At 69.7% G+C, this 23,517-nt stretch carries 22 protein-coding genes and 1 tRNA gene; 2 read left to right on the top strand and 21 right to left on the bottom strand.

What is annotated here, in order from left to right; all coding sequences use genetic code 11:
- The first annotated feature begins 55 nt into the window (after positions 1–55).
- Positions 56–799, top strand: coding sequence for an ABC transporter ATP-binding protein (locus HYZ11_07920; protein ID MBI3127513.1), 744 nt, complete (start codon positions 56–58; stop codon positions 797–799).
- A gap of 12 nt (positions 800–811) precedes the next feature.
- Complete coding sequence (locus HYZ11_07915) at positions 812–1,729, top strand: ABC transporter permease (protein MBI3127512.1); 918 nt, start codon at positions 812–814, stop codon at positions 1,727–1,729.
- Positions 1,730–1,987: 258 nt separating this feature from the next.
- On the opposite strand, the gene HYZ11_07910 is transcribed toward HYZ11_07915, so the two are convergent.
- The 21 genes from HYZ11_07910 to HYZ11_07810 form a co-directional block, all read right to left on the bottom strand.
- Positions 1,988–2,977 carry an ABC transporter substrate-binding protein gene (locus HYZ11_07910; GenBank protein ID MBI3127511.1) on the bottom strand — a complete coding sequence of 330 codons (990 nt, stop codon included), beginning with the start codon at positions 2,975–2,977 and terminating at the stop codon, positions 1,988–1,990.
- A gap of 261 nt (positions 2,978–3,238) precedes the next feature.
- Positions 3,239–3,315, bottom strand: a tRNA-Asp gene (locus tag HYZ11_07905).
- 89 nt (positions 3,316–3,404) lie between these two features.
- The gene (gene mtnA / locus HYZ11_07900; GenBank protein MBI3127510.1) at positions 3,405–4,457 is read right to left on the bottom strand and encodes an S-methyl-5-thioribose-1-phosphate isomerase; all 1,053 of its coding nucleotides are present in this window, start codon (positions 4,455–4,457) and stop codon (positions 3,405–3,407) included.
- A complete protein-coding gene (locus HYZ11_07895) occupies positions 4,454–4,780 on the bottom strand; it encodes a DUF167 domain-containing protein (protein MBI3127509.1) in 327 nt (108 codons plus the stop codon). The genes mtnA and HYZ11_07895 overlap by 4 nt, the downstream gene beginning before the upstream one ends.
- On the bottom strand, positions 4,777–5,328 hold the full coding sequence (locus tag HYZ11_07890) for a DivIVA domain-containing protein (GenBank protein MBI3127508.1): 552 nt from the start codon (positions 5,326–5,328) through the stop codon (positions 4,777–4,779). The genes HYZ11_07895 and HYZ11_07890 overlap by 4 nt, the downstream gene beginning before the upstream one ends.
- Positions 5,329–5,342: 14 nt before the next feature.
- Complete coding sequence (locus HYZ11_07885; GenBank protein MBI3127507.1) at positions 5,343–5,639, bottom strand: YggT family protein; 297 nt, start codon at positions 5,637–5,639, stop codon at positions 5,343–5,345.
- Positions 5,640–5,659: 20 nt separating this feature from the next.
- Entirely contained in the window at positions 5,660–6,487 is an 828-nt protein-coding gene (proC, locus tag HYZ11_07880; GenBank protein ID MBI3127506.1) for a pyrroline-5-carboxylate reductase, read from the bottom strand.
- A gap of 84 nt (positions 6,488–6,571) precedes the next feature.
- Positions 6,572–7,276, bottom strand: coding sequence for a YggS family pyridoxal phosphate-dependent enzyme (locus HYZ11_07875; protein MBI3127505.1), 705 nt, complete (start codon positions 7,274–7,276; stop codon positions 6,572–6,574).
- A 26-nt stretch (positions 7,277–7,302) separates the two neighbouring features.
- Positions 7,303–8,097 (bottom strand): peptidoglycan editing factor PgeF, encoded by a 795-nt coding sequence (gene pgeF / locus HYZ11_07870; protein MBI3127504.1) that lies wholly within the window; start codon positions 8,095–8,097, stop codon positions 7,303–7,305.
- 196 nt (positions 8,098–8,293) lie between these two features.
- A complete protein-coding gene (gene ftsZ, locus HYZ11_07865) occupies positions 8,294–9,427 on the bottom strand; it encodes a cell division protein FtsZ (protein MBI3127503.1) in 1,134 nt (377 codons plus the stop codon).
- A gap of 64 nt (positions 9,428–9,491) precedes the next feature.
- The gene (gene ftsA / locus HYZ11_07860; GenBank protein ID MBI3127502.1) at positions 9,492–10,739 is read right to left on the bottom strand and encodes a cell division protein FtsA; all 1,248 of its coding nucleotides are present in this window, start codon (positions 10,737–10,739) and stop codon (positions 9,492–9,494) included.
- A complete protein-coding gene (locus HYZ11_07855; GenBank protein MBI3127501.1) occupies positions 10,736–11,629 on the bottom strand; it encodes an FtsQ-type POTRA domain-containing protein in 894 nt (297 codons plus the stop codon). The genes ftsA and HYZ11_07855 overlap by 4 nt, the downstream gene beginning before the upstream one ends.
- Positions 11,626–12,573 carry a UDP-N-acetylmuramate dehydrogenase gene (gene murB / locus HYZ11_07850; protein ID MBI3127500.1) on the bottom strand — a complete coding sequence of 316 codons (948 nt, stop codon included), beginning with the start codon at positions 12,571–12,573 and terminating at the stop codon, positions 11,626–11,628. Before murB ends, HYZ11_07855 begins: the two co-directional genes overlap by 4 nt.
- Complete coding sequence (locus tag HYZ11_07845) at positions 12,570–13,970, bottom strand: UDP-N-acetylmuramate--L-alanine ligase (GenBank protein ID MBI3127499.1); 1,401 nt, start codon at positions 13,968–13,970, stop codon at positions 12,570–12,572. The genes murB and HYZ11_07845 overlap by 4 nt, the downstream gene beginning before the upstream one ends.
- Positions 13,971–14,020: 50 nt before the next feature.
- Complete coding sequence (murG, locus tag HYZ11_07840; GenBank protein MBI3127498.1) at positions 14,021–15,106, bottom strand: undecaprenyldiphospho-muramoylpentapeptide beta-N-acetylglucosaminyltransferase; 1,086 nt, start codon at positions 15,104–15,106, stop codon at positions 14,021–14,023.
- Positions 15,106–16,263 carry a putative lipid II flippase FtsW gene (gene ftsW / locus HYZ11_07835; protein ID MBI3127497.1) on the bottom strand — a complete coding sequence of 386 codons (1,158 nt, stop codon included), beginning with the start codon at positions 16,261–16,263 and terminating at the stop codon, positions 15,106–15,108. The genes murG and ftsW overlap by 1 nt, the downstream gene beginning before the upstream one ends.
- Positions 16,260–17,645 carry a UDP-N-acetylmuramoyl-L-alanine--D-glutamate ligase gene (murD, locus tag HYZ11_07830; protein MBI3127496.1) on the bottom strand — a complete coding sequence of 462 codons (1,386 nt, stop codon included), beginning with the start codon at positions 17,643–17,645 and terminating at the stop codon, positions 16,260–16,262. The genes ftsW and murD overlap by 4 nt, the downstream gene beginning before the upstream one ends.
- A gap of 8 nt (positions 17,646–17,653) precedes the next feature.
- On the bottom strand, positions 17,654–18,739 hold the full coding sequence (locus HYZ11_07825) for a phospho-N-acetylmuramoyl-pentapeptide-transferase (protein ID MBI3127495.1): 1,086 nt from the start codon (positions 18,737–18,739) through the stop codon (positions 17,654–17,656).
- Positions 18,739–20,127 (bottom strand): UDP-N-acetylmuramoyl-tripeptide--D-alanyl-D-alanine ligase, encoded by a 1,389-nt coding sequence (gene murF / locus HYZ11_07820; GenBank protein ID MBI3127494.1) that lies wholly within the window; start codon positions 20,125–20,127, stop codon positions 18,739–18,741. The genes HYZ11_07825 and murF overlap by 1 nt, the downstream gene beginning before the upstream one ends.
- A 20-nt stretch (positions 20,128–20,147) precedes the next feature.
- Positions 20,148–21,644, bottom strand: a complete 1,497-nt coding sequence (locus HYZ11_07815; protein ID MBI3127493.1) for a UDP-N-acetylmuramoyl-L-alanyl-D-glutamate--2,6-diaminopimelate ligase — start codon at positions 21,642–21,644, stop codon at positions 20,148–20,150.
- Positions 21,645–21,655: 11 nt separating this feature from the next.
- On the bottom strand, positions 21,656–23,500 hold the full coding sequence (locus tag HYZ11_07810) for a penicillin-binding protein 2 (protein MBI3127492.1): 1,845 nt from the start codon (positions 23,498–23,500) through the stop codon (positions 21,656–21,658).
- Positions 23,501–23,517 lie beyond the last annotated feature (17 nt).

The following is a 23,517-nucleotide window of genomic DNA, read 5'->3' as shown; positions in this document are numbered from 1 at the left end:
TGGAGGCATTTTCCGCCGATTCGTCCCCTTATCCCAGGGAGAATGAGACCCCCCGATGGTGGCGAAAATTCAAATCCGGAACCTCCGAAAGGTGTATGACACGCCCGAGCGCCGCGTTCACGCGCTTGAGAACATCAATCTGGATATCCAGGACGGCGAATTCCTCTGTCTGGTCGGGCTCTCCGGCTGCGGCAAGACCACGCTCCTGAACATCCTCGCCGGCTTCGTCGAAATCACCGCAGGACAAGTCCTGATGGACGGGAAGCCCCTCAACGATGATTATGACAAGGGGGTGGTGTTCCAGGAGTATGCCCTCTTCCCCTGGCGGACCGCGCGCAAGAACGTCGAATATGGCCTCGAAATCCGGAAAGTACCCGCCGAGGAGCGGAAGAAGATTGCGATGGAGTACCTCCGCCTCGTCCGGCTCGAGGAGTTTGCGGACTTTTATCCCCACAACCTCTCTGGCGGCATGCGGCAGAGGGTGGCCGTTGCCCGGGCGCTTGCGTTCGACCCCCAGATCCTGCTCATGGACGAGCCCTTCGGGGCGCTCGACGCCCAGACGCGCGAAGAACTCCAGGAACTGACGGTGGACGTGTGGCAGAAGACGAAGAAGACGGTCGTCTATGTGACGCACAACCTCAGCGAGGCGGTTTATTTGGGCAACCGCGTCGCGGTCTTCATCCCGCGCCCGGGCCGCATCCGTGAAATCATCCCGGTGAATTTCGCCCGGCCCCGGGACGCCCTCGCGTTGGAGTTCATCGAGTTGCAGCGGGAAATCGACCGGCTGATTCGCACCTGAGAGGGCAACACCGTGCAGGAAGCCCAGACTCTTCCCACGCCGGACATGACTGAAAAGAAAAAGACGTCCTCGATCTGGCAGAAGCTGCGGCCAGCCTATCCTTTTCTGGTGATCCTGACCATATGGCAGATCGCCGCCATGCAGGCGAAGGGGAACCTGGGCCAGCTCTTCCCCACCCTGGACGCCATCGCCTATCGCGGGTGGGAGCTTCTGATGGGCCCCCTGATGGACGCGATTCAGGAAAATCCAGCCCTGGGGCTCTTCGATTATTTCTACTACTTCTTCCAGAGCCCCATCTTATGGCACACTTTCCACACCGCTTGGCGGTTGCCGTTTGCGTTCCTGCTGGGCGCGATCTTTGGGGTCATCATCGGCGTTCTGATGGGCCGCTTCGCCTTATGGGAATCGTTCTGCTATCCCCTCATCGCCGTGCTCCTGCCGATTCCGGCCCTGGCCTGGGTGCCCATGGCGGTAATCTGGTTCGGCCTTGGAAACCAGACCGTCATCATCATCACTGGGTTTGCCACATTTCTGCCCATTACCATGGCGGTATGGACGGGGGTGAAGACCGTCAATCCCGTTTGGATCCGGGCCGCCCAGTCCATGAATGCCAACAAGATGACCATCTTCCGCACGGTCGTCATCCCCGGCTCCCTTCCGATGATCATGAGCGGGTTCCGGATCGGGATGGCCCGCGCCTGGCGTGCCGGCGTAGGCGCCGAGGCTTTCAGCGGGATCAAGTGGGGGCTTTCGGCCGGCATCTTCGACGCCCAGGAATTCCTCGACATCGCCTTCATGATGGTGGCGCTGTCGATCCTGGGCGTTTTCGGATTTCTCTTGGAGAAGGTGCTCTTCCAGCCCGTCGAAAAGCGGACCGTCATCCGGTGGGGGATGATGGAAGCGATGGGTGGGCAGAACAAGAAGGTCTAGCCCGCAGGCCCCTCGGTCCATCCGTCCGATCCGAAACGGACCCCGGGATTTTTTCCCGGGGCTTTTCCTTTGGGACAAAAGGACAATCCGGACCTTCGTCCTCCAGAGTTTATTTGAAAGACCCTCTGCCACAGGCAAGAGGAAGAGCCGCCACCAGGAACGCGGGCGTCCTCATGTTGACCCGCCGCGCCCGGCGCGAAGCGGCAAAAAGCCCCGGGGCAGGACGCCCCGGGGCTTTTTGCGCAGCCCGCTTGAGAACTAATTGGCGCTGGCGGTGGACGCCTTCTTCAGCATGGAATCATCCATCGCCGCGCCCTTCGAGAAATTCGGAGGGTTCTTGATCCAGCCCAGCTTCTTCTGCATCGCGGCGATCTCGGTCAGGTTCTTGCGGATCTCGTCGTTGAACTCGGGGGTCGTCGTCAGCCGCTTCAGGGTGGCCAGGACGACCGAATACTCCGTCTTGTCGCCCACCTCCGTCAGGGCCTCGTGATAGACCTTGGCGAACTTCTCGGGATCGCTCTTCAGCAGCTGCATCGCCTTCAGCCATCCCCTGAAATACTTCACGTACTGATCCGGGTTCGCCTTGATCGTCTGCGGATTGCCGATGTGCATCATCCGCGGTCGGTCGTAAGCGCACAAATCCTCGATATCCCTGACCAGCCCCTTCTGAGCCGCGATCTCGGCCTGGGGATCCCCGACGAGGGCCGCGTCCGCGTTCCCCGACACCAGGGCCGCCACCCGGTCGGTGGTGACGACGTTGAGCCATTTCAGGTCCTTCTCGGTCAAGCCGTGGCGCGGGAGGACATAGGTCCTAAACGACTGATCCACGCTCGTGCCGATGAGGGTGGCGAAGGTCTTACCTTTCAGATCCTTGATGCTCTTGATGGGCGAGTTCTTCGCGACCATGACGCGCTGCTGGGCGCAGAGATCAGTCGTCACCGCGATGCCGGTCAGCTTGGCGCCCTTCGACACGGAGGTAACGAAGGGGGCGAACCCGGTCGTCCCCACGTCCAGGTCTCCCTGGATGATGGCCCGGTTCATCAGCTTGCCCTGCTTAAAGTAGGCGACGTTGTAATCCAGGCCCTCCGCTTTCCAGTAACCCATCCGGTCGGCCACAACCTCGAAGGAGCCGAACAGGGCGCGGTGGATTCCGACGCGGAATTTCTGCGCCCCTTCGGCGCTCCATCCCGAGGCGAGCATCAGGCCCGCCAGGGCCAACCCAGCCCAGAATTTCCCCGCACGTTTCATACGAACCTCCCCTTGTTCTCGTGATGTCGGCGGCTTGGGAAAAAATATCCCCCGCGACTGCACATTCCGGCTCCCTTGCATATTCCGGCACACGGAATCCGCAGGAAACCTCCCCATTTCGATACGGGCTCAGACAAGAAGTATACCAGGATTCCATTATTCACGAAATGTCCCGGAGCCGGGCCCCAAAAGAAGCGAGGAAGGGATCCGCACGCAAAAAAAAAGATGGTTGCGGATATCCGCAACCATCTGAAGGAAAGCTGGCGGGGCTGACGGGACTCGAACCCGCGATCTCTGGCTTGACAGGCCAGCGCGATAACCGGCTTCGCTACAGCCCCCCGATGAGATACCCGGCCTGGCGGGCTGGGCGTCCCGGTTTATAGCCCCGGGCCGCCCGGAAAGTCAACCAATTCCGCATTTTGGCACCTTACGAAGCAGAGAAGAGCCTCTCCAGGCGCTCCCCGCGGGAGAATCTAACCACCCCCCGCTCCGTAATCAGGGCATCCACCAGCCGGGCGGGCGTCACATCGAACGCCGGATTGAATACCTCCACTCCCTCGGGTGCGATGCTCCGGCCGCCGATGCTCCTCAATTCCTGGCCCGGCCGCTCCTCGATGGGAATATCCTCCCCTCGCGCGGTCTTCAGGTCGATCGTGCTGATGGGAGCCGCGACGTAGAATGGGACGCCATGCTCCCGGGCCAGGATGGCCAGCCCGTAGGTGCCGATCTTGTTGGCCACGTCCCCGTTCGCCGCCACCCGGTCCGCCCCCACCACCACGGCGCCCACCTTGCCCAGACGCATGCAGTAGGCCGCCATGTTGTCCGTGATGAGCACGACGGGAATCCCGTCCCGGTCGAGCTCCCAGGCGGTCAGGCGCGAGCCCTGAAGGTAGGGCCGCGTCTCGTCCACGAATACCCGCGTCACCTTCCCGTCCCGGAAACCGCTGCGGATCACCCCCGTGGCCGTCCCGTACCCCGCCGTCGCCAGCGCGCCCGCGTTGCAGTGCGTGAGGAGGGCCACGCCGCCCGGCAGCAAATCCGCCCCGATGTCACCGATCCGGCGGCAGACGGCATGGTCCTCGCGGCGCATCTCCTCCGCCAGATCGAGGAGCTCCCGGGCCAGCTTCTCGCCGGAGGAGCGGCTCTCGCGAGCGGCCGCCCGCATGCGCTCGATCGCCCAGAACAGGTTGACCGCCGTGGGCCGGGTGGATTCCAGAAGGACCGCCGCCCGCTCCAGCGCCTCCCGCTGCTCCGCCGGTGATCCCCCCGCCGCCCGCCGCGCGGCGATGGCCATCCCGTAGGCCGCCGCGACGCCGATGGCCGGCGCTCCCCGCACCACCATGGAGCGGATGGCCTCGGCCACCTCCTCCTCCGTCCGGCAGTCCACGTACACTTCCTCGGTAGGCAGGCGGCGCTGATCGATCAGCCGGAGCGCACCGTCCACGTATTCCAGGGTTCGAAAGTTCCCGAACTCGCTCACCTTCCTTCTCCCTCGCCTTCCGCGCCGCCCCGGCAAAGCGCCCTCAGCTTCGCCTCGGCGGCCTCCGGCTCCAGGCCCCGCACCCGGACGCGCTTTCGCCTGGCCGTGGCGCCGGAGACGATGACGACCGCGCTCTTGGGGACGCCCAGCGCCTCGGACAGGAGCTCGATGCATTGCCGGTTGGCGGCCCCCTCGACGGGCGGGGCCGTGAGACGGAGCCGCAGGGCGCCTTCCCTCTCACCCTCGATGGCGGCCCGCGACGAGCGCGGCTGAACCTGCACCTCGAAACTCGACCCGTCCGCCTCGCGGCGGACCGGAATCACGGGCGATCTCCCTCCGCCTTGGAGATGGAGATGACCTTACCCCCCTCCCGGCCCTCGAGCCGCGCCAGATCGTGGCCGAGGCGCTCGTCCTCCTGCTCGGCCAGGCGAAGCTGGGCCCGGATGGTGTCCAGCATCGACCGGACCATCTTCCCCTGCCGGTGGAGCAGGGCCTCGGCCTCCTCCCGCATGCGGACGACCTCCGACTCCGCGTCCTCGCGCACCCTCCGCGCGGCCTCCTCCGCTTCCTCCGCCATCCGCTCGGCCTCGCGCTCCGCCTGTTGGCGGATCTCCTGGGCGCGGCGGCCCGCCTCCTCCCGGAGGTCGTTTACCGCCACCAGGGCCCGCTGGAGGGTTTCTTCGCGCTCCTTGAGGGCCTGCACCTGCGCCGTCAGCTCCGCGCACCGCCCATCGAGCTCCTCGTTCCGCCGCATCAGCTCGTCCACGGCGTCGGCGGCCGCGTGCAGAAAGGCGTCCACGTCGAGCCGGTTGTAGCCCCGCAGCCGAATGGGGAACTCCTGCCTCCGGATGTCCTCGCCGGTCATTCTCATCGCCTCTCCCGCCGTCATCGAAGTAGACGAGCCAGGTCCATGAGGCTCGCCACCAGGAAACTCTGAAGGAAAAAGATAATGAGCAGGACCACGATGGGACTGATGTCGAGGCCCCCGAAGTCCGGCAAACGCCTGCGCACCGGCGCGAGCACCGGCTCTGTGACGCGGTGAAGGATCTGCACGATGGGGTTGTAAGGATCCGGATTCACCCACGAAATCAACGCGCGAATGATAATGACCCAGATGTAGATCGTGAGAACGTAGCTCAGCAGCACCGCCACGGCGTGGATGAGGTTCCCGAACAGGAACATTCGCTCTCCTTCTCGCCCGCTCAGACGGCGCTCTCGCCCCTGCCCAGCTCGGCGCTCCGCCGCGTCGCTGCGAGCACGGCGTCCATCACCGCGTTGCGGAAGCCGCCGCTCTCCAGGGCGTGCAGCCCGGCGATGGTCGTCCCCCCGGGGGAGGCCACCATGTCCTTGAGGCGCCCCGGATGCTCCCCCGTATCGAGGAGCATCCTGGCCGCGCCCAGCACCGTCTGGGCCGCCAGGAGGAGGGCCTGATCCCGGGGCAAGCCGGCCCGCACCCCCCCGTCCGCCAGGGCCTCGATGAAGACGAAGACATACGCCGGGCCGCTTCCCGAGAGGCCGGTCACGGCGTCCATCAGGCCTTCGGGAACCTCGACCGCCTTCCCCACCGACTCAAGCATTCTCCGGGCCTCGGCCAAGTCCCCGGCTTTCGCCCCTCCGCCGGCGGCGAGGCCCGCGGCGCCCTGCCCGATGAGGGCGGGGGTGTTGGGCATGACGCGGACGATCCGGGTGCCTTCCCCGAACGCCTCCACGAAGCGCCGGGTGGGGGCTCCCGCCACGATCGAGATGAGGAGATGCCTCGGTCCGATAACCCCCTTCAGGGAAGACAGCACCGCCCCCAGCGCCTGCGGCTTGACGGCGAAGACCACCTTCTCGGCCTGGCCCGCCGCCTCCGCCGCCCCGGAAACCACCTGCAAACCGTGCGTTTCCCGGAGGTAGCGGGCCCGCGCCTCGACGGGCTCGGCGATGATCAGGGAATCCGCCCCCGCGTAGCGGGCGCTCATCATGCCCTTGGCGAGGGCCTCCCCCATGTTCCCGCCGCCGATGACGGCAAGCCGGCCGGACGCCACGATTCGTTCTCCTTGTGCCGGATGAGGGATCGACTGGGGCGCATTTCAACCCACCGGGCCGCGGCGGTCAACTTGCCAGAGGAGGGCTTACCGGGGAGGCCGGGGGCCGAAGATGGCCGTCCCGATCCTCACGAAGGTGGCCCCCTCCTCGATGGCGAGCTCGAAATCCCCGGACATGCCCATGGAAAGCTCCCGCAGGGAGGCGAAACCCCTCCCCTGGGCCTCGTCCCGGAGCTTTCGCAGGAGCCTGAAATGGGGGCGGCTTTCCTCGGGCGCCCGGCCCAGGGGGGGAATGCACATGAGGCCCTCCACCCGGAGGGCCTCCAGCCGGGAGGCCCCTTCCAACAGCCCCGGCAGGGCCGCGGGGGCCGCCCCCCCCTTCTGGGACTCCTCCCCCGTATTGACCTGGAGGAGCACCCGCAGGGGCGCCGCCCCCGACGCCTCCGCCCGCCGCGCCAGCTCCTCGGCCAGCGGGAGGGAATCCACCGTCTCGACCATGTCGAATAGGCCAATGACCTGCCGGGCCTTGTTGCGCTGAAGGCTCCCGATCAGGTGCCACTGGGCCCGTCCGGCGAGAGCGGGGTCCATGGCGAGGCGCTTGTCCCGGGCCTCCTGGACCCGGTTCTCGCCGATAATCTCCACCCCGGCATGGATCGCCTCCGCCACCCGCTCCGGCGGCCGGGTCTTGGAGACGGCCACCAGGCGGACCTCTTCCGGCCGGCGGCCCGCCCGGCGCGCCGCGGCGGCGATGCGCGCCCGGACGCTTTCCAAGCGCTCATTGAGGGAGGTCATGCGCCGCTTCTCATGGAAAAAAGACCTCAAAACACCACGATGATCGCCCACAGCCGGCCCGTCGGGGCGCCGTCGCGCCGGTAGGAGAAGAAGCGGGCCGACTCGGAGAACGTGCAGGGCCCGGGGGGGCCGATCCGCTCCCCGGGAATCCCGGCGGCGGCCAACTGGCGCCGCGCGGCCTCCGGGAGGTCCAGGAGCCACTTTCCCCGCCCCAGGGGGATGGAGAAGTCCCGCCAGTCCGGGTAGCGTTCCCGGAAGGGGGGCAGGCATTCCTCGCCTACCTCATAGCAGGCCCCCGAGATGGCCGGCCCGAGCCCCGCCACGAGGTCTTCCGGGCGGCTCCCGAATCGCTCTCCCATCCGGCGAACCGCCTCCGCCAGGACGCCGGCCCCGATTCCCTTCCTCCCGGCGTGGACCGCCGCCACCGCCCGGCGGCGGGCGTCCGCGAGCAGGACCGGGAGGCAATCCGCCGTCTGGACGGCCACCGCCACGCCCGGCTCGGCCGTCAGCACTCCGTCCGCCTCCACCCGTGCTCCTTCGGGAATCTCGTCCGCGGCGACGACCGCGGTCCCGTGGACCTGGCGGACCTCGGCCACCCGGGACGGCTCCATTTCCGCCACCTGAAAGAAGCGCCGGCGATTCTCCCGGACCCGCTCGGAATCCTCCCCCTTGGCCTGGCCCAGGTTGAGGGAGCGGAATTCCCCCTCGCTCACCCCTCCTCGCCTCGTGCTGAAACCGTGGCGGATGAAGGGCAGCGCGTCCAGGAGGGGCGAGCGGAACACCTCCACCCCGCCCGACTCATGGCTTTCCAGATGGCGCATCGGCGAGCTCCAGGCTTTTCAGGCCCCCGCGGCGAATCGGCGTAACCCGCCATTATAGTGAGAGTGAGCAATCCGGCTCAAGAAACGGGGCTTGGCGCGGAGGGGTGGGGGCCAGGGGGGGCCCGCCGGCCCCCCCTGGCCGCTTCGGGGGATGCGCCGCGCCGGGGAAAAGCCGCCCGGCGCGGCGCAGTGGGGGTCAATCGGCCTGCTTGCGGAGGAAGGTTGGGACGTCGAGATCGTCTTCCTCCAGCTGATAGCTCAGGGCGGCATCCTTTTTATTGGTCCGCATGCGGACGTAGGCCGGCACGGAGAGCTTGCGCCCGTCGGTGCCGGTCGCCTCCACCTCCGTCCGGGGCACTTCGCGGAGGCCCTCCCGCCCGAAACCGGTGGCGATGACCGTCACGCAGACCTTGTTCTCCATCGAGGGATCGATCACCGAACCGAAGATGATGTTGGCATCCTCGTGGGCCGAGCCGTGGACGAGGCTGCAGGCCTCGTTCACCTCGAACAGGGATAGATCGTTGCCGCCCGTGATGTTGATGAGCACGCCCCGGGCGCCCTGGATGGAGCCCTCCTCGAGCAGAGGGCTGCTGATGGCGTTCTGGGCGGCGATGACGGCGCGGTTCTCGCCCGTCCCGGTCCCGCTCCCCATGAGGGCCATGCCGCCCATGTCGCGCATGATGGTGCGCACGTCGGCGAAATCGAGGTTGATGAGACCGGGCGTAGTGATGAGGTCCGCGATGCCCTTGCAGGCCTGGAGCAGGACGTTGTTCGCCTTCTGGAAGGCCTCGGTGATAGGCGTCGTTCGCTCGACCATGCCGAGGAGGCGCTGGTTGGGGATGGTGATGAGGGTGTTCACCGACTCCCGCAGCTCGTTGATGCCCTGTTCCGCCTGGGTCCGGCGGCGCGGCCCCTCGAAATCGAAGGGCTTGGTGACCACGCCGACCGTCAGGATGCCCGCCTCCTTGGCGATGCGGGCGATGACCGGCGCGGCGCCCGTCCCCGTGCCTCCGCCCATTCCCGCGGTCACGAAGACCATGTCCAGCCCATCCAGGAGCCCGGCGATGCGCTCGGCGTCCTCGAGCGCCGCCTTCCGGCCGACCTCCGGGTTCCCGCCCGCCCCCAGGCCGTTCGTCAGCGCGAGACCGAGCTGCATCTTCTCCGGAGCGAGGGACCGTTCCAGCACTTGGTGGTCCGTGTTCGCGGCGATGAACTGCACCCCGTCCATGCCCGACGCAATCATGGTGTTGACCGCGTTGCCGCCCCCGCCGCCGACGCCGATGACGGCGATCCTCGCCCGGCAGGCGGTTTCCTCCGCTAGGTTGAACATCAAGTCGCTCATCGTTGCCCCCCTTGGCCCGATTCCGGGAAGCGCCCCCTCGGCACCCCGAATCTCAGCGGAAAATGCTCGCCAGCACGTGGCGGATCCTGTCCTTCGCCGTTCGAATGGAACCGTTCCGGGCTCCGCCGGGAAGCCAGCCGCGCCGGCCCTGCGGGCCCATCGTCCGCATCGCGTAGATCGCCAGACCGACCCCCGTCGAAAACATGGGGCCGTTCACCATATCCACGAGGCCGCCGATGCCCAGCGGCGCGCCCCGCCGAACCGGAAGCTGCAGCACGCGCTCCGCCAGATCCTCGATGCCCTCCATCATGCTGGCCCCGCCGGTCAGGACGGCGCCGGCCGGGAGGAGATCCTCCATCCCGCTCTTCTGGATCTCCCGGCGGATGAGGGTGAATACCTCTTCCATGCGGGGCTCGATGATCTCCGCCAGCATCTGGCGGCTGAGCACCCGGGGCGGCCGGCCTCCCACGCTCGGCACCTCGATCTCCTCGTCGTGGGCGAGCCGCGAGGCCACGGCGCAGCCGTACTCCTTCTTGATGCGCTCGGCCTGGTAGTCGGGCGTCCGGAGCCCGATGGCGATGTCGCGGGTGACGTGGTTCCCGGCCACCGGCACGATCGCCGTGTAGCGGAGCGCCCCGCCGCTGATGACCGCAACGTCCGAGGTGCCGCTGCCGATGTCCACCACGGCCACGCCCAGGTCCCGCTCGTCCTCGGTGAGCGCCGCCAGCGATGAGGCCAGCGGCTGCAGGACGAGCCTCTCCACCGAGAGGCCCGCCCGTTCCACGCTCCGCGAGATGTTCTGGATGGCCGGGATGGCGCCCGAGACGATGTGGACCTTGGACTCGAGGCGCACCCCGGCCATGCCGATCGGCTCGGTGATGCCCTCCTGCTCGTCCACGATGTACTCCTGCGGAAGGACATGGATGATCTCGTGATCGGCCGGCATGGTGACCGCCCGCGCCTGCTCGACCACCCGGTCGATGTCCTCCTTGGTGACGATCTTGCTCTTGATGGCCACGATCCCGTTGGTGTTGAAGCTGCGGATGTGGCCGCCCGCCACCCCGACATAGGCGGAGCGGATGGGCGTGCCGCTGATGAACTCCGCCTCCTCCACCGCGGCGCGGATGGACTCCACCGTCTGATCGATGTTCACCACCGACCCGCGGTTGAGGCCCTTGGACGGATGCTTGCCGAGGCCGACGATCTCGAGCGAGCCGTCCTCGTTCACCTCGGCCACGACCACGCAGATCTTTGAGGTGCCGATGTCGAGGCCCACCAGCACGTCGCCCCGTTTGCTCATCCTTTCGCTCCTCCATCCTGTCCGATGGGCCGGACGACGACGCGGCCCGGGAACGTGAGATCCAACTCGATCCGTTCCGAGGCGGGCGGTTCCCTCAGGACATCCTGAATCACGGCGCGCAGGCGGGCTGCCTGGCTTTTGAGTCCTTCCTCATGGGCGAGCAGGTCCAGCTTGCCATCCAAAACCCGGAGGCGGAGCCTCCCATCCTCCAGCCTCCGAACGGAGAGGCACCCCCCGCGGAGGGCCGGGGTTCCGGCGGCGAGGGAGAGGGCCGCGAGCTGGCTCTCGAACCCCCGGCTCCAGATCGAGCTTCCGGGCCGGAGCGACCGGGGGTCGAAGCCCTCGAACAGCGGGAGGCAACCCTCCGGCTTCTCGAGGAGCGCCCCCAGCACCATCCCCTCCGCGTCCACCCCGAAGGGAGGCTCGCGGCGCAGCAGGGCGGCCGGGCGCCGCTCCTCGATCTCGACGCGGAGGGCGTGGGGGAGCTGCCTCCACACGCCCACCCGGCGGACCCAGGGGCTCGCCGCCACCCGGCGGCGGACTTCCTCGAGATCCACGTCAAAGATGTTCCGCCCGTGCGAGACGGCCGCCAGGCGGACGATCTCGCGCGCGTCCAGCGCCCGATGGCCCTCCACCACGACCTCGCTGAGGGCGAAGCGCGGGCTGACCCTGGCCCAGCGCACCGCGTGCCCCCCCAGCAGGAGAATCTCCGCGAACACCAGGAAACCGATGGCCGGGCGGACCCAGGCGCTCCCCCTCCGCCGGGCGCCCGCGCTCCGCCGCCTGAGCCCCGTCTTCGAGGGCGTGAGCCCGCGGCCGGGGCGGATATCGTCCCCCGCCGGGCCCGGGGCCGGCCGAACGGCGGGAAAGCGGAGGGTAGTCCGGCTCATGCGGCGTCCTCCCCCACAATCTTGAGCTCGAGCTGCAACTCCAGGCCGTGCACCTCCCGCACCCGCGCCCGGACCACCTCGATCAGTTCCATCACGTCCGCCGCCCTCGCCCCGCCGCAGTTGACGAGGAAGTTGGCGTGGACGCGGCTCACCTCGGCGCCGCCCACGCGCCGGCCCTTGAGGCCCGCCGCCTCGATGAGCCGGCCGGCCCGCTCCCCCGGCGGATTGCGGAAGATTGAGCCCGCGCAGGGCACCCCCCAGGGCTGGCGCTCCCGGCGCACCGCTGCATGCTCCTTGAGATAGGCACGCAGGGCCCCGGCGTCGCCCCGACTCAGCCGGAAGCGCACCGCCGTCACCACGCCCGGCTCCGGAAAGCGGGCCTCCCGGTAGACGAAGGCGAGAGCCGATGCCGGGAGCGTCTCGACGCCCCCGCCCGACAGGCGCGCCCACCGGATGGACTCCACCGCCTCGCCGACGAAGCGCTCCGCCGTGCCCGCGTTCATGGCCAGGGCGCCGCCCACCGTCCCCGGCACCCCCGCCAGGCACTCGAGGCCCGCCAGCCCGCGCTCCGCCGCGAACCGGACGAGCTGGGAGATCTTCACCCCCGCCCCCGCCTCGACGATCGGGGCCTCGCCCTCCTCCGCCACGCCGAGCTGCCGGAACCCGTTCACGAGGCAGACGACCACGCCGTGGATGCCCCCGTCCCGCACCAGGGTGTTGGCCCCGCCGCCCAGGACGCTCACTGGCAGCCCCTCGGCCAGGCAGCGGGCGATGAGCCCGGCGAGCTCCGCCTCGTCCTTGGGCAGGGCCAGGGCGTCCGCCGGCCCGCCCACCTGGAAGGTGGTGTAGGGCGCCAGCCGCTCGCCGAAGCGGATCTCGCAGGCGAGCCCCGCCAGCTTGAGGTCCAGGCCCAAGGCCATCTCTTCCTCCGCGAGGCCGGTCATCCCGCCTCTTCCTCCCGCTTCTCCCCGGGCGCGAGCCGCTCCAAGAGCTCCCGGCCCGCCTTCCAGACGTCCCCCGCCCCCAGCGTGAGCACCAGGTCCCCCGGCCGGACGGCCTCCGCCAGCCGCCCGGCCGCTTCGTGGACGCCCTCTACCTCCTCGCACGCCTTGTGGCCATGGGCGCGGGCTCCCTCCGCGATGGCCGAGGCGCTCACCCCCGGGATGGGAGCCTCGCCGGCCGCGTAGATGGGCGCCACGAGCAGGAGGTCGGCGTCGTAGAAGGCCGTGTGGAAGGCCTTCCCCAGGTGAAGCGTCCGGCTGTAGCGGTGGGGCTGGAAGAGGACCACGAGGCGGCGGTCCGGCCATGCCTCCCGGACCGCCCGCAGGGTGGCCCGGATCTCCTCCGGGTGATGGCCATAGTCGTCCAGCACGGCCACCCCCGCCGCCTCCCCGATGCGCTCGAGGCGCCGGCCGATGCCGTCGAAGCCGTGGAGTCCCCGCTGAACGGCCTCGAAGGGCACATCCAGCTCGGACGCGACCGCCACGGCCGCCAGGGCGTTGTAGGCGTTGTGGCGGCCGGGGATGCGGAGGCGGAGCTCCCCCAGTCGCTCGTTCCGCCGCCGGACGGAGAAAACAGCCTCCCCCGACTCGTAGTGGAAGTCTTCGCCGATGTAGTCCGCCTGGGACCCGAAGCCGTAGGTGAAGAAGCGCTTTTCGATGCCGGGGATGATCTCCTGCACGGCCGGGTGATCGAGGCACACCACCGAGAAGCCGTAGAACGGGATCTTGTTCAGGAACTCCAGGAAGGCCTGCTTGATGGCCTGGAAGTCCCGGTAGAAGTCCAGGTGCTCCTCGTCGATGTTGGTGACCACGGCGATGGTGGGCACGAGGCGCAGGAAAGTTCCGTCGCTCTCGTCCGCCTCCGCGACCAGGTACTCGCCCTCGCCCAGGCGGGCGTTCGACCCGATGGCGTTGATCCGCCCGCCCACCACCACGGTGGGATCCAGCCCTCCCGCCGCGAGCACGGCGGCGACAAGCGATGTGGTGGTCGTCTTCCCGTGGGCCCCGGCGACGGCGATGCTGTACTTCATCCGCATCAGCTCGGCCAGCATCTCGGCCCGGCGGATGACGGGGATCTTCCGGCGCCGCGCCTCGGCCACCTCGACGTTCTCCCCCGAGACGGCCGAGCTGTAGACCACCACGTCCACCCCCTCGACGTTCTCCGCGCGGTGGCCCATGGCGATCTTCGCCCCCAGCCGGCGGAGACGGAAGACGGCCTCGTTCTGGGCCAGGTCCGACCCCGTCACCGCGTACCCCAGGTTGATCAGCACCTCCGCGATCCCGCACATGCCCGTCCCCCCGATGCCCACGAAGTGGACGCGCTGGGAGTGCCGGAGCATGGGATGCGTGGTGTGCGCGCGTGCGATCATTCCCGTCTCCTGGCGCGGGCCTAGGCCGCCCGCGCCGCCTCCTTGCACAGGACCGCCACCGCCTCCGAGGCGTCGGGCCGCGCCGCCTCCCTGGCGCGGCGGGACATCTCGGCCAGCAGATGCCGCCCCTCGTCGAATTCCTTCAGCAGCGCGGCCAGCGACGCGCCGCTCAGGTCCCGCTGGAGGACCATCCGGGCCGCGCCGCGCCCCGCGAGGTGCCGGGCGTTCGCCTCCTGGTGCCCATGCGTCGCGCTGGGCAGGGGAATCAGCACCGCCGGAAGCCCCATGGAAGCCAGCTCCGCGGCCGTCGAGGCGCCCGCCCGGGCCACCGCCAGGTGGGCGTTCCGGAACCGGTCCGCCATGTCGTAGAAGAATGCCGCCACCTCGGCCTCCGCCCCCGCCCCGGCGTAGGCCTCCCGGGTGCGCTCCAAATCGGCCTCCCCGGTCTGGTGGACGAAGCGCATCGCCCGCGCGCGCTCCCCCAGGAGAGGGAGCGCCTCGATCACCGCTTCGTTCAGGGCACGCGCCCCCTGGCTGCCCCCGAAGATGAGCACCCGCAGGGGCCCTTCCCAGAAGGACACGGGCCGCGCCGGCTCGCCCCCGAACTCCCCGCGCAGGGGCAGGCCCGTCTCGACGGCTTTCCCCAAAGGGAAGTAGGGCGCCGCGCCCGGGAAGGCGAGGGCCACGCGGCGGGCGAGCCGCCCCAGCAGCCGGTTGGTCATCCCCGGCACGACGTTCTCCTCCAGCAGCACGATCGGGCGGCGCCTGAGCCAGGCCGCGGCCACGGCGGGGGCGCTGGCGTAGCCTCCCACCCCCAGCACCACGTGGGGCCGGAAGCGGCCGATGATGCCGAGCGACTGGGCGAGGCCCCTCGCCATGAGAAAGGCCGCGCCAATCTGCTGTCCCGGCGAGCGGCCCACGATGCCCGCGGCGGAGATGGTCTCCAGGGGAAGCTCCTCCCGGGGCAGCACCCGGGCCTCGATTCCGCTGGCCGTCCCCACGAACAGGACCCGGCGCTCCGGCCCCCCGCGCAACCAGGCGCGCGCCACCGCGATGCCCGGGTAGAGATGCCCTCCGGTGCCCCCGCCCGCGATGAGGAGGCGCATCAGCCGGCCCTCCCCTCGGCGGACCATGGGGCGGCCGCGTCCATCGGCGCGGCCTGCGCCGGCGCGGGCCGTGTCCCGGCCTCCACGGCGAGGAGGAGGCCCAGGGCCAGAAGGGTGAACACGAGCGAGGTCCCCCCCAGGCTGATGAGCGGAAGCGGCACCCCCTTGGTCGGCACGAGGCCCGAGGCCACGGCCATGTTCAGCAGCCCCTGGACGGTCACCATGAGGGTGATGCCGGAGGCGAGGAGGAAGCGGAAGCTGTCCTCGCAGCGGGCCGCGACGCGCAACCCCCGCCAGAGAATCACGGTGAACACCGCCGCCACGGCGAGGGCCCCGACGAGGCCCAGCTCCTCTCCGACCACGGCGAAGATGAAGTCGGTGTGGGGCTCCGGCAGGTAGAGGAGCTTCTGCTTCCCCTCCCCCAGCCCCAGGCCCGTGAGGCCGCCCCGGCCCAGGGCGAGGAGGGACTGGACGAGCTGGTAGCCCGTCTCCCGCACCGCGCCGAACGGATCCAGGAAAGCCAGGATGCGCCGCTTGCGCCAGGGCACCGAGAAGACCAGCCAGTAAAAGACGGGCGCCGCGGCCAGCGCGCACCCCGCCAAGTGCCGCCAGCGCGCCCCGGCGAGGAAGAGCAGCTGCCCCGCCACCAGGGCCAGGAGCATGGCCGTCCCCAGGTCCGGCTGGGCGAGGATCAAGAGCACGCCCACCCCGGTGATCAGAACCGGCGGCATGAAGCCATACTTGAAGTCGCCCAGGCGGTCGCTCTTCACCGCGAGGAAGTGCGCAAGGAAGATAAGCAACCCCAGTTTCGCCGCCTCGGCCGGCTGGAAGGAGAGCGGCCCCAGCACGATCCATCGCCGGGCGCCCCCCGCGGAGCGTCCGATGCCGGGCACGAAGACGAGCGCCAGGACGACGAACGAGAGCACGAGGATCGGGACGGCGAGCCGCCTGAGCCTCCTCACGTCAACCCGGGCCAGGAGGAGCATCAGGGCGAATCCCACCGCCGCCCACATGGCGTGCCGCTTCACGAAGTAGAAGGCGTCCCGGTAGCGGTCCAGGGCGAGGATCTGGCTCGCGCTGAAGACCATCACCACCCCGAACACGCTGAGGCCCAGGGCGCTGAAGAAGATGACCGGATCGATGCGGGGCCGCCTCACCGCGCGCCCTCCTTTGCGAGCGCGCGCACCGCCTCCCGGAAAACGTCCCCGCGGTGGGCGTAATCGCGGAATTGGTCGAAACTCGCGCAGGCGGGCGAGAGAAGCACCGTGTCGCCCGGCCGGGCGGCGGCCGCGCAGCGGCGCACCGCCTCGTGCAGGGTGGCCGCCCGCTCCACGGGCACCCTCCCGCGGAAGAACGCCTCGAAGCGGTCCGCCGCCTCGCCGATGAGCACCATGGTCCGCACGCGCTTGCGCATCGGCTCGATCATGGGCGAGAGGTCGCTTCCCTTGTCCGTCCCCCCGGCGATGAGGAGCACCGGCCCCTCCACGCTCTCCAGGCTCATGGCCGTGGCCCCGACGTTCGTGCCCTTCGAGTCGTTCACCCAGCGCACCCCGCCGATCTCGGCGACCGGCTCCATCCGGTGGGGGAGCCCCTTGAAGCGCCGCGCCAGGCGGGCCATGGCGTCCGGGCCCGCGCCGAGGAACCCCGCCGCCGCGCAGGCCGCGAGGAAGTTCTCCAAGTTGTGCACCCCCGGGACCGCCAGCTCCCCGGCCGCGCACACCCGCTGCCGGTCTCCGCCGATGCGGAGGTAAATCCACCCGTCCTCCACGTAAGCGCCGGCTTCCGGGATTTTCGTCCGGCTGAAGGCGAGCGCCGCCTGGCGCCCGCCGGGGAGATAGCGGGCCGTGAAGGGATCGTCCGCGTTCAGCACCTTGGCGTCGCCCGGTCCCTGATTGGCCAGAAGCCGGGCCTTGACCGCGGCGTAACCGTCCATGTCCGGGTGGCGGTCGAGGTGGTCCGGCGTCACGTTCGTGATGACACCCACGCGGGGCCGGAGAGTGGGCGCCCATTCGAGCTGAAAGCTGCTCACCTCGCTCACCACGAAGTCCGCCTCCTGCCCCTCCTTCTCCACCACGTCCACGAGGGGCCGGCCGATGTTCCCGCCCACGGGGGCCCGGAAACCTGCCTCCTCGAGGATGGCGCCGAGCATGGTGGTGGCGGTGGTCTTGCCGTTCGTCCCGGTCACCGCGGCGACGGGCGCCGGGCAGAGCCGCCACGCCAGCTCGATCTCGCTGATCACCTCCGCCCCCGATGCGAGCGCGAGCCGGATAAAGCGGTCGGTGGCCGGGATGCCCGGGCTCACCACGAGCACGTCGCAGCGGCGGAAGGTTTCTTCCCGGTGGCCGCCCAGCTCGAGCGCCACCTCGCGCGGAAGCTCCTCGCGCAGGCCGGGGATGTCCTTCATGTCCGTCGCCACCACCTCGGCCCCGCGCCGGGCGAGGACGGCGGCGGCGGCGCGGCCGGTGCGGGCCATGCCCATCACCACCACGCGCCGCGAGGGGATCCCCTCCGTCCATTCCGCCGATCGGCTCTCCGCCATGAGGCTCCTCATCTCAGCTTCAGCGTGCTCAGGCTCAGCAGAGCGAGCAGCACCGCCACGATCCAGAAGCGCACCGTCACCTTGGGCTCCACCCAGCCCTTCTCCTCGAAGTGATGGTGGAGGGGGGCCATGCGGAAGATCCGCTGGCCCGTCGTCTTGAAGGAGAGGACCTGCAGGATGACCGATAGCGCCTCGAGCACGAACAACCCGCCCACCAGGAACAGGAGAAGCTCCTGCTTGATGGCGAGGGCGATGGTCGCGAGGACGGCGCCGAGCGGGAGGGCGCCCACGTCCCCCATGAAGACCTGGGCGGGATAGGCGTTGAACCACAGGAACCCCAGGCCGGCCCCCACCATGGCGCCGCAGACGACCGCGAGCTCCCCCCCGCCGCGCACGGGGAGGATCAGGAGGTACTTCGAGATCACCGCGTGGCCGGCCACGTAGCTGAACACCAGGTAGGCGCCCGACGCGATCATGAAGGGCCCGATGGCCAGCCCGTCGAGGCCGTCGGTCAGGTTGACGGCGTTGCTCGTGGCGACGATCACCACCGCCGCATAGAGGATGAACCACGCGCCGATGTCGGGCTGGAGGTTCTTGAAGAAGGGGAACATCACCACCGGCTTGAACTGCGGCACGGCCCAGCCGGTGTAGAGCGCCGCCCCGATGGCCAGCCCGATGAGGCCCTGGAAGAGGAACTTCCGGGAAGGCGGGACGCCCTTCTTGTCCTTCAGGATGACCTTTTTGTAGTCGTCCACGAACCCGAGGAACCCGAACGCCGCCGTCGCGAAGAGGATGAGCCAGACGAGGCGAAGGCTCAGGTCGGTCCACAAAAGGGTAGGAAGGATGATGGAGGCGAGGATGAGGAGGCCGCCCATCGTCGGCGTGCCCTTCTTCGAGAAGTGGCTCTTCGGCCCGTCCTGGCGGATCTCCTCCCCGATCTGGAACTTCCGCAGGGCGCGGATGAGGTGAGGCCCGAGCAGAAGGCACATGAGCAGGGCCGTGAAAGCCGCCAGCGCGGTCCGGAACGTGATGAACCGGAACACCTGGAAGATCGAGACGGTGTCGCTCAGCCCCACGAACAGGGAGTAAAGCATCAGCCCTCCAAGGCCTCCGCCGCCCGCTCCATCCGCATCGAACGGGAGCCTTTGACCAGCACCCAGTCGCCCGGCTTGAGGCAGCGCGCCACCCAGGCGGACGCCTCGGCAGGCGCCTCGAACCGGCGCGCCCGCTCCGGCGGCAGGCCGGCGCGGCGCGCCTCCTCCACCGCGAGGGCCATCATCGGGCCGACGCCCGCCAGGCCGTCCGCCAGCCGGGCCGCCGCCCGGCCCAGCTCCCGGTGCGCCTCCTCGGCGTAGGCTCCAAGCTCCTTCATGTCACCGAGGACGGCGAAGAGACGGGCCTCCCCCCGGAGCTGGGCGGCCGTCTCCAGCGCCTGGAGCATCGAGGCCGGGTTCGCGTTATAGGCGTCGTCGATGAGGGAGCAGCCTTCCCAGCGCGGGAGGGGCCGGACCTCGAGCCGCATCTTGGGCGGCGCGGCCCTCTCCAGCCCCCGCGCGATCTCGTCCATGGGGCAGCCCGCGAGCGAAGCCGCCGCCGCCGCCGCGAGGGCGTTCAGCACGTTGTGGCGGCCCAGGCCGGGGAGACGGACCCGGGCCTCCCGTCCCCCGGCGTGAAGGGCGAACCGGGTACCCTCCCCCGCCGACACACGAATGTCGCTCCCGCGCACGCCGCAGTCCGCCGAGAACCCGAATGTGAGGACCTCCCCCCCCGCCTCGCGGAAGCGCCGGGCGAGGAGGCGGCTGTGGGAATCCTCTCCGCTCAGCGCCGCCCGCCCCTTCGCGCCCATGGCCTCGAGCAGCTCCCCCTTCGCCTCGCGCACCGCCTCGATGGATCCCAGGCCCTCGAGATGGGCGGGGGCGACGTTGGTGATGACCCCAATCCGGGGGAGCGCGATCTCGGCCAGGCGCCGGATCTCGCCCGGCTGGTTCATCCTCATCTCGAAGACCGCGCGGGAGTGCTCGGGCAGCAGGCGCAGCACTTGGTGCGGGAGTCCCACCAGGTTGTTCAGGTTCCCCTCGCTCTTCAGCGTCTCGGCCCCCAGGGAAAAGATTGAGGCGAGCATCTCCTTCGTGGTGGTCTTGCCGTTGCTGCCGGTGACGGCGGCGGCCAGGATGTCGTGCCTCTCGCGGTGGAAGCGGGCGAGGTCTCCCAGCGCCCGGAGGGTATCCTCCACTTCGATGGCGAAGATCCCATCCAAGGAGGGGGTGGAGCGGCCCCGCTGGACGATGACGCCCGCCGCGCCGGCGGCGGCCGCCCTCCCGATGAAGTCGTGGCCGTCGAAGTTCGGGCCCGTGAGAGGGATGAAGAGCTCGCCGGGCGCGAGGGTGCGGCTGTCGGTGCTCACGCCCGAGGCCTCCATCCCCTCGCTTCCGCGCGCCACGCGGCCGCCCACGGCCCGGGCGATCTGCGCTGCGGTGAACATGGCCACGGCGATTCCCTCGCTCACTTTCCGTGCCCCAGGAGACGGAGCGCCGCCCGCACTTCCTCGCGGTCGTCGAAGGGGAAGCGCTCCCGCCCCACGATCTGATACGTTTCGTGCCCCTTCCCGGCGATGACCACCGTGTCCCCGGGCCGGGCCTCGGCGACGATGGCGCGGATGGCCTCGCGCCGGTCCACGATGGAGCGCGCCCGGGCGCGCCCGCCGGGCACCCGGTCCACTCCCGCCTCGACCTCCCGCAGGATGGCGGCGGGGTCCTCGGTGCGCGGGTTGTCCGAGGTCATCACCACCCAGTCGCTCGCCCGAACGGCCGCCGCGGCCATGAGCGGGCGCTTCCGGCGATCCCGGTCTCCGCCGCATCCCATCAGCGTGAGGAGCCTCCCCCGGGTGATGGGCCGGGCGAACTCCAGCACGCGCTGCAGGGCGTCCTCGGTGTGGGCGTAATCCACCACGACGAGGAAGGGCTGGCCGAGGCTCACCCGCTCGAACCGGCCCGGTACCGCGGAGAGGGCGCGGACGCCGCGCGCGATCTCCTCCGCCGGAAGCCCCAGCGAGAAGCAGGCCGCCGAGGCGGCGAGGATGTTGCTCACGTTGTGCCGTCCGATGAGGGAAGTCTCGATGCGCGTCCGGCCCCACGGGTGCGCCAGCTCGAAACGCATCCCCTCGGCCGAGAGCGCGACCTCCCGCGCGCTCACCTCCGCGCCCTTCTCCTCAATCGCGTATCGCCAGAGGTCGCCGCGGGCCTCCCCGGCGATCCGACGGCCGTATGAATCGTCCACGTTGATGACGGACGCCCCCGGAGGGCCCTCGGTGAACAGAGCCAGCTTGGCGCGGTAATAGGCTTCCATGTCCCCGTGGAAGTCGAGATGGTCCTGGGTCAGGTTGGTGAAGACCACCGACGCGAACTCCGAGCCCTTGACCCGCTCCAGCGCGATGCCGTGGCTGGAGACTTCCATCACCGCGTGGGTCCCGCCCGCTTCCAGGACCTCGCTCAGGAACGCCTGAAGGTCGGGGGCCTCGGGGGTGGTGCGGGGCTGCTCCATGACGCGGTCGCCGATGCGGTAGTGGATGGTCCCCAGCAGCCCGGTCCGCCGGCCCGACGCCCGGAGGACGGACTCGATCAGGAAGGCGGTGGTGGTCTTTCCGTTGGTCCCCGTCACGCCCACGAGCGACAGCGAGCCGGTGGGGTGCCCGTAGAAGGCGTCCGCCAGCAGGGCCAGGGCCTCCCGGCCCGAGGGGACCATGAGGCGCGGGACTTCCGCCGGGACGCCCTCCACCTCGCGCTCCAGCGCGAGGGCGGCCGCTCCCGCCTTCACCGCCTCGGCGGCGAACAGATGGCCATCCGACTGGAAGCCGCGCACGGCCACGAACAGATCTCCGGGCGAGACCCGGCGCGAGTCGTAGGCCACGCCGCCGATCTCCAGGCCTTCCCCGCCCCGCGCCTGGGCGCGCGGCACCGCTCGGGCCAGCTCCAGGAATGAATGTACCTTCCGGTCGGCCATCGTCGCCGGGCTCAATGCCCGCGCTCCTCTGGTGAGGGGGCGGAGGCGGAACCATGAAGAACGTGGTGAACCGTCCGGGCCAGCGAGGATACTTTTTCGCCGAACGAGAAACCCTTGGAGGATACCGGAAGCGGGGCTTCGGGCGCCTGCCCGGCGGCCTCCAGCACCCTCGCCCCCTCGGGCGGAACCCGGAGGTAGCGAAGGGACTGCCAGGCGATCCGCCGCCACGCCGGCGCCGCCACGGAACCGCCCCACGCGCCCTCTCTTCCCCGGCCCTCGTCGATGATCACCAGCAGCGCCAGGCGCGGGTCCTTGAAGGGGACGAAGCCCACGAACGACATGACGAACTTGCTCCGGCTGTAGGTCTTGGTCTCCCGGTCGAGCTTCTGGGCCGTCCCCGTCTTCCCCGCCGCCCAGTATCCCGGCACCTCGGCCTGTCCTCCGCTCCCCTCGGCCACGACCTTCCGCATGGTCTGGGCCAGCACGGCCGCCGTGCGGGCGCCGAGCACCCGCCGCGGCTCCCGCCGGGCCGGGTGCCACAGGGGCTGGCCGTCCTGCTCCACGTCCTCGACGAGGCGCGCCCCGGGCATCATTCCGCCGTTGGCGATGGCCGCGGCCATCATGACCATCTGGAGCGGGGTCACGCCCACCTCCTGGCCGATGGAGACGGCCGCAACCGAGGTGCCCGACCAGCGGGCGGGCGGGCGGAGGATTCCCTCCGCCTGTCCGGCCAAGCCGATGTCGATGGCCTGGCCGAAGCCGAAGCGGCGGGCCATGCGGTAAAGCCGCTCGGGCCCCGCCTCCGCGCCCATCTTGTAGGTGCCGATGTTGGAGGAATGGACGATCACCTGCTCGGCGGACAACCAACCAAACTTCTTGTGGTCGCGGAGAGTATAGCCTGCCCCGACCCGCAGAAGCCCCTCTTCGCAGAAAAACATTTTGCGCCAATCCCCGCCCGCTTCCAAGTAGGCGGCGGCGGTGATCAGCTTGAAGGTGGAACCCGGCTCGTACACCTCCTGCAGGACGGCGTCCCGCCAGCGGTCGGCCGGGTAGCGCTCGTAGGCGTTCGGGTTGAACCCCGGCACGGAGGCCATGGCCAAGACCCGGCCGCTCGAGGGTTCGACCATGACCCCGATGCCCCGCCGCGCCCCGACCTGCGCCACCTGGGCCGCGAGCTCCTTCTCCACGATGAACTGGAGCACCTCGTCGATGGTCAGCCGGACGTCCGCCCCCGCCCGCGGGAAGCGAAGGACCCGCGCCTCCGGATGAATGGACCGGCCGCGGGCGTCGCGCTCGATCTCCACTCGCCCCGCCTGCCCGCCCATCTGGGCCTCGAAGGCCCGCTCCACGCCCGAGAGCCCCTTCTCGTCCACCCCGACGAAGCCGAGCAGCGAGGAGGCCAGCTCCCGCTTCGGATAGAAGCGCCGGCTCTCGGTGGCGAAGCCCAGGCCTTCAATCTCGAGCTCCATGACCCTGCGCTTCTCCTCCGGGTTGATCTTGCGCTGGAGCCAGACGTAGCGCTTGTCCCCGCTCAGCTTGTGATCGAGTTCCGGCCCGGGGATTCCGAGGGCCCGGCTCAAGGCGGCCGCCGCCTCGCGGGGGTTCTCGATCTCCTGCGGGTTCGCGTACAAGGAGGGCGCCTCCACGCTCACGGCAAGGGGCCGGCCCCGTGTGTCGAGAATCTCCCCCCGCTTGGGCCTCACGACGAGCGTCCGCCGGAGCTGCCGCTCCGCGAAAGCGACCAGGAACTCCCGGTCGCGTATCTGGATCAGGAAAAGCTTGACCGCCAGCGCGGCGAAGCCGAGCCCCACGAGGACGCCGCACGCGATCAGCCGGCGCAGGTGGCCCTGTCTCACGAGCCCGCTTCCTGCCA

The organism is Candidatus Tectomicrobia bacterium (genome assembly GCA_016192135.1).
Classification (GTDB): domain Bacteria; phylum UBA8248; class UBA8248; order UBA8248; family UBA8248; genus 2-12-FULL-69-37.
Note: the sequence above shows the minus strand (reverse complement) of the source record. Positions and strands in the feature narration are given on the sequence as shown.

Excerpts from the sequence above, each read along its gene's own strand:
- murD (MBI3127496.1), bottom strand. The coding sequence starts at position 17,645 with ATGGCGGAGAGCCGATCGGCGGAATGGACGGAGGGGATCCCCTCGCGG.
- HYZ11_07815 (MBI3127493.1), bottom strand. The coding sequence starts at position 21,644 with ATGGCCGACCGGAAGGTACATTCATTCCTGGAGCTGGCCCGAGCGGTG.
- HYZ11_07855 (MBI3127501.1), bottom strand. The coding sequence starts at position 11,629 with ATGAGCCGGACTACCCTCCGCTTTCCCGCCGTTCGGCCGGCCCCGGGC.
- murB (MBI3127500.1), bottom strand. The coding sequence starts at position 12,573 with ATGACCGGCCTCGCGGAGGAAGAGATGGCCTTGGGCCTGGACCTCAAG.
- HYZ11_07825 (MBI3127495.1), bottom strand. The coding sequence starts at position 18,739 with ATGCTTTACTCCCTGTTCGTGGGGCTGAGCGACACCGTCTCGATCTTC.
- HYZ11_07920 (MBI3127513.1), top strand. The coding sequence starts at position 56 with ATGGTGGCGAAAATTCAAATCCGGAACCTCCGAAAGGTGTATGACACG.
- HYZ11_07885 (MBI3127507.1), bottom strand. The coding sequence starts at position 5,639 with ATGTTCCTGTTCGGGAACCTCATCCACGCCGTGGCGGTGCTGCTGAGC.
- HYZ11_07875 (MBI3127505.1), bottom strand. The coding sequence starts at position 7,276 with ATGACCTCCCTCAATGAGCGCTTGGAAAGCGTCCGGGCGCGCATCGCC.
- HYZ11_07890 (MBI3127508.1), bottom strand. The coding sequence starts at position 5,328 with ATGAGAATGACCGGCGAGGACATCCGGAGGCAGGAGTTCCCCATTCGG.
- murF (MBI3127494.1), bottom strand. The coding sequence starts at position 20,127 with ATGTTCACCGCAGCGCAGATCGCCCGGGCCGTGGGCGGCCGCGTGGCG.
- murG (MBI3127498.1), bottom strand. The coding sequence starts at position 15,106 with ATGCGCCTCCTCATCGCGGGCGGGGGCACCGGAGGGCATCTCTACCCG.
- ftsZ (MBI3127503.1), bottom strand. The coding sequence starts at position 9,427 with ATGTTCAACCTAGCGGAGGAAACCGCCTGCCGGGCGAGGATCGCCGTC.
- ftsA (MBI3127502.1), bottom strand. The coding sequence starts at position 10,739 with ATGAGCAAACGGGGCGACGTGCTGGTGGGCCTCGACATCGGCACCTCA.
- HYZ11_07910 (MBI3127511.1), bottom strand. The coding sequence starts at position 2,977 with ATGAAACGTGCGGGGAAATTCTGGGCTGGGTTGGCCCTGGCGGGCCTG.
- HYZ11_07845 (MBI3127499.1), bottom strand. The coding sequence starts at position 13,970 with ATGCTCCGGCACTCCCAGCGCGTCCACTTCGTGGGCATCGGGGGGACG.
- pgeF (MBI3127504.1), bottom strand. The coding sequence starts at position 8,097 with ATGCGCCATCTGGAAAGCCATGAGTCGGGCGGGGTGGAGGTGTTCCGC.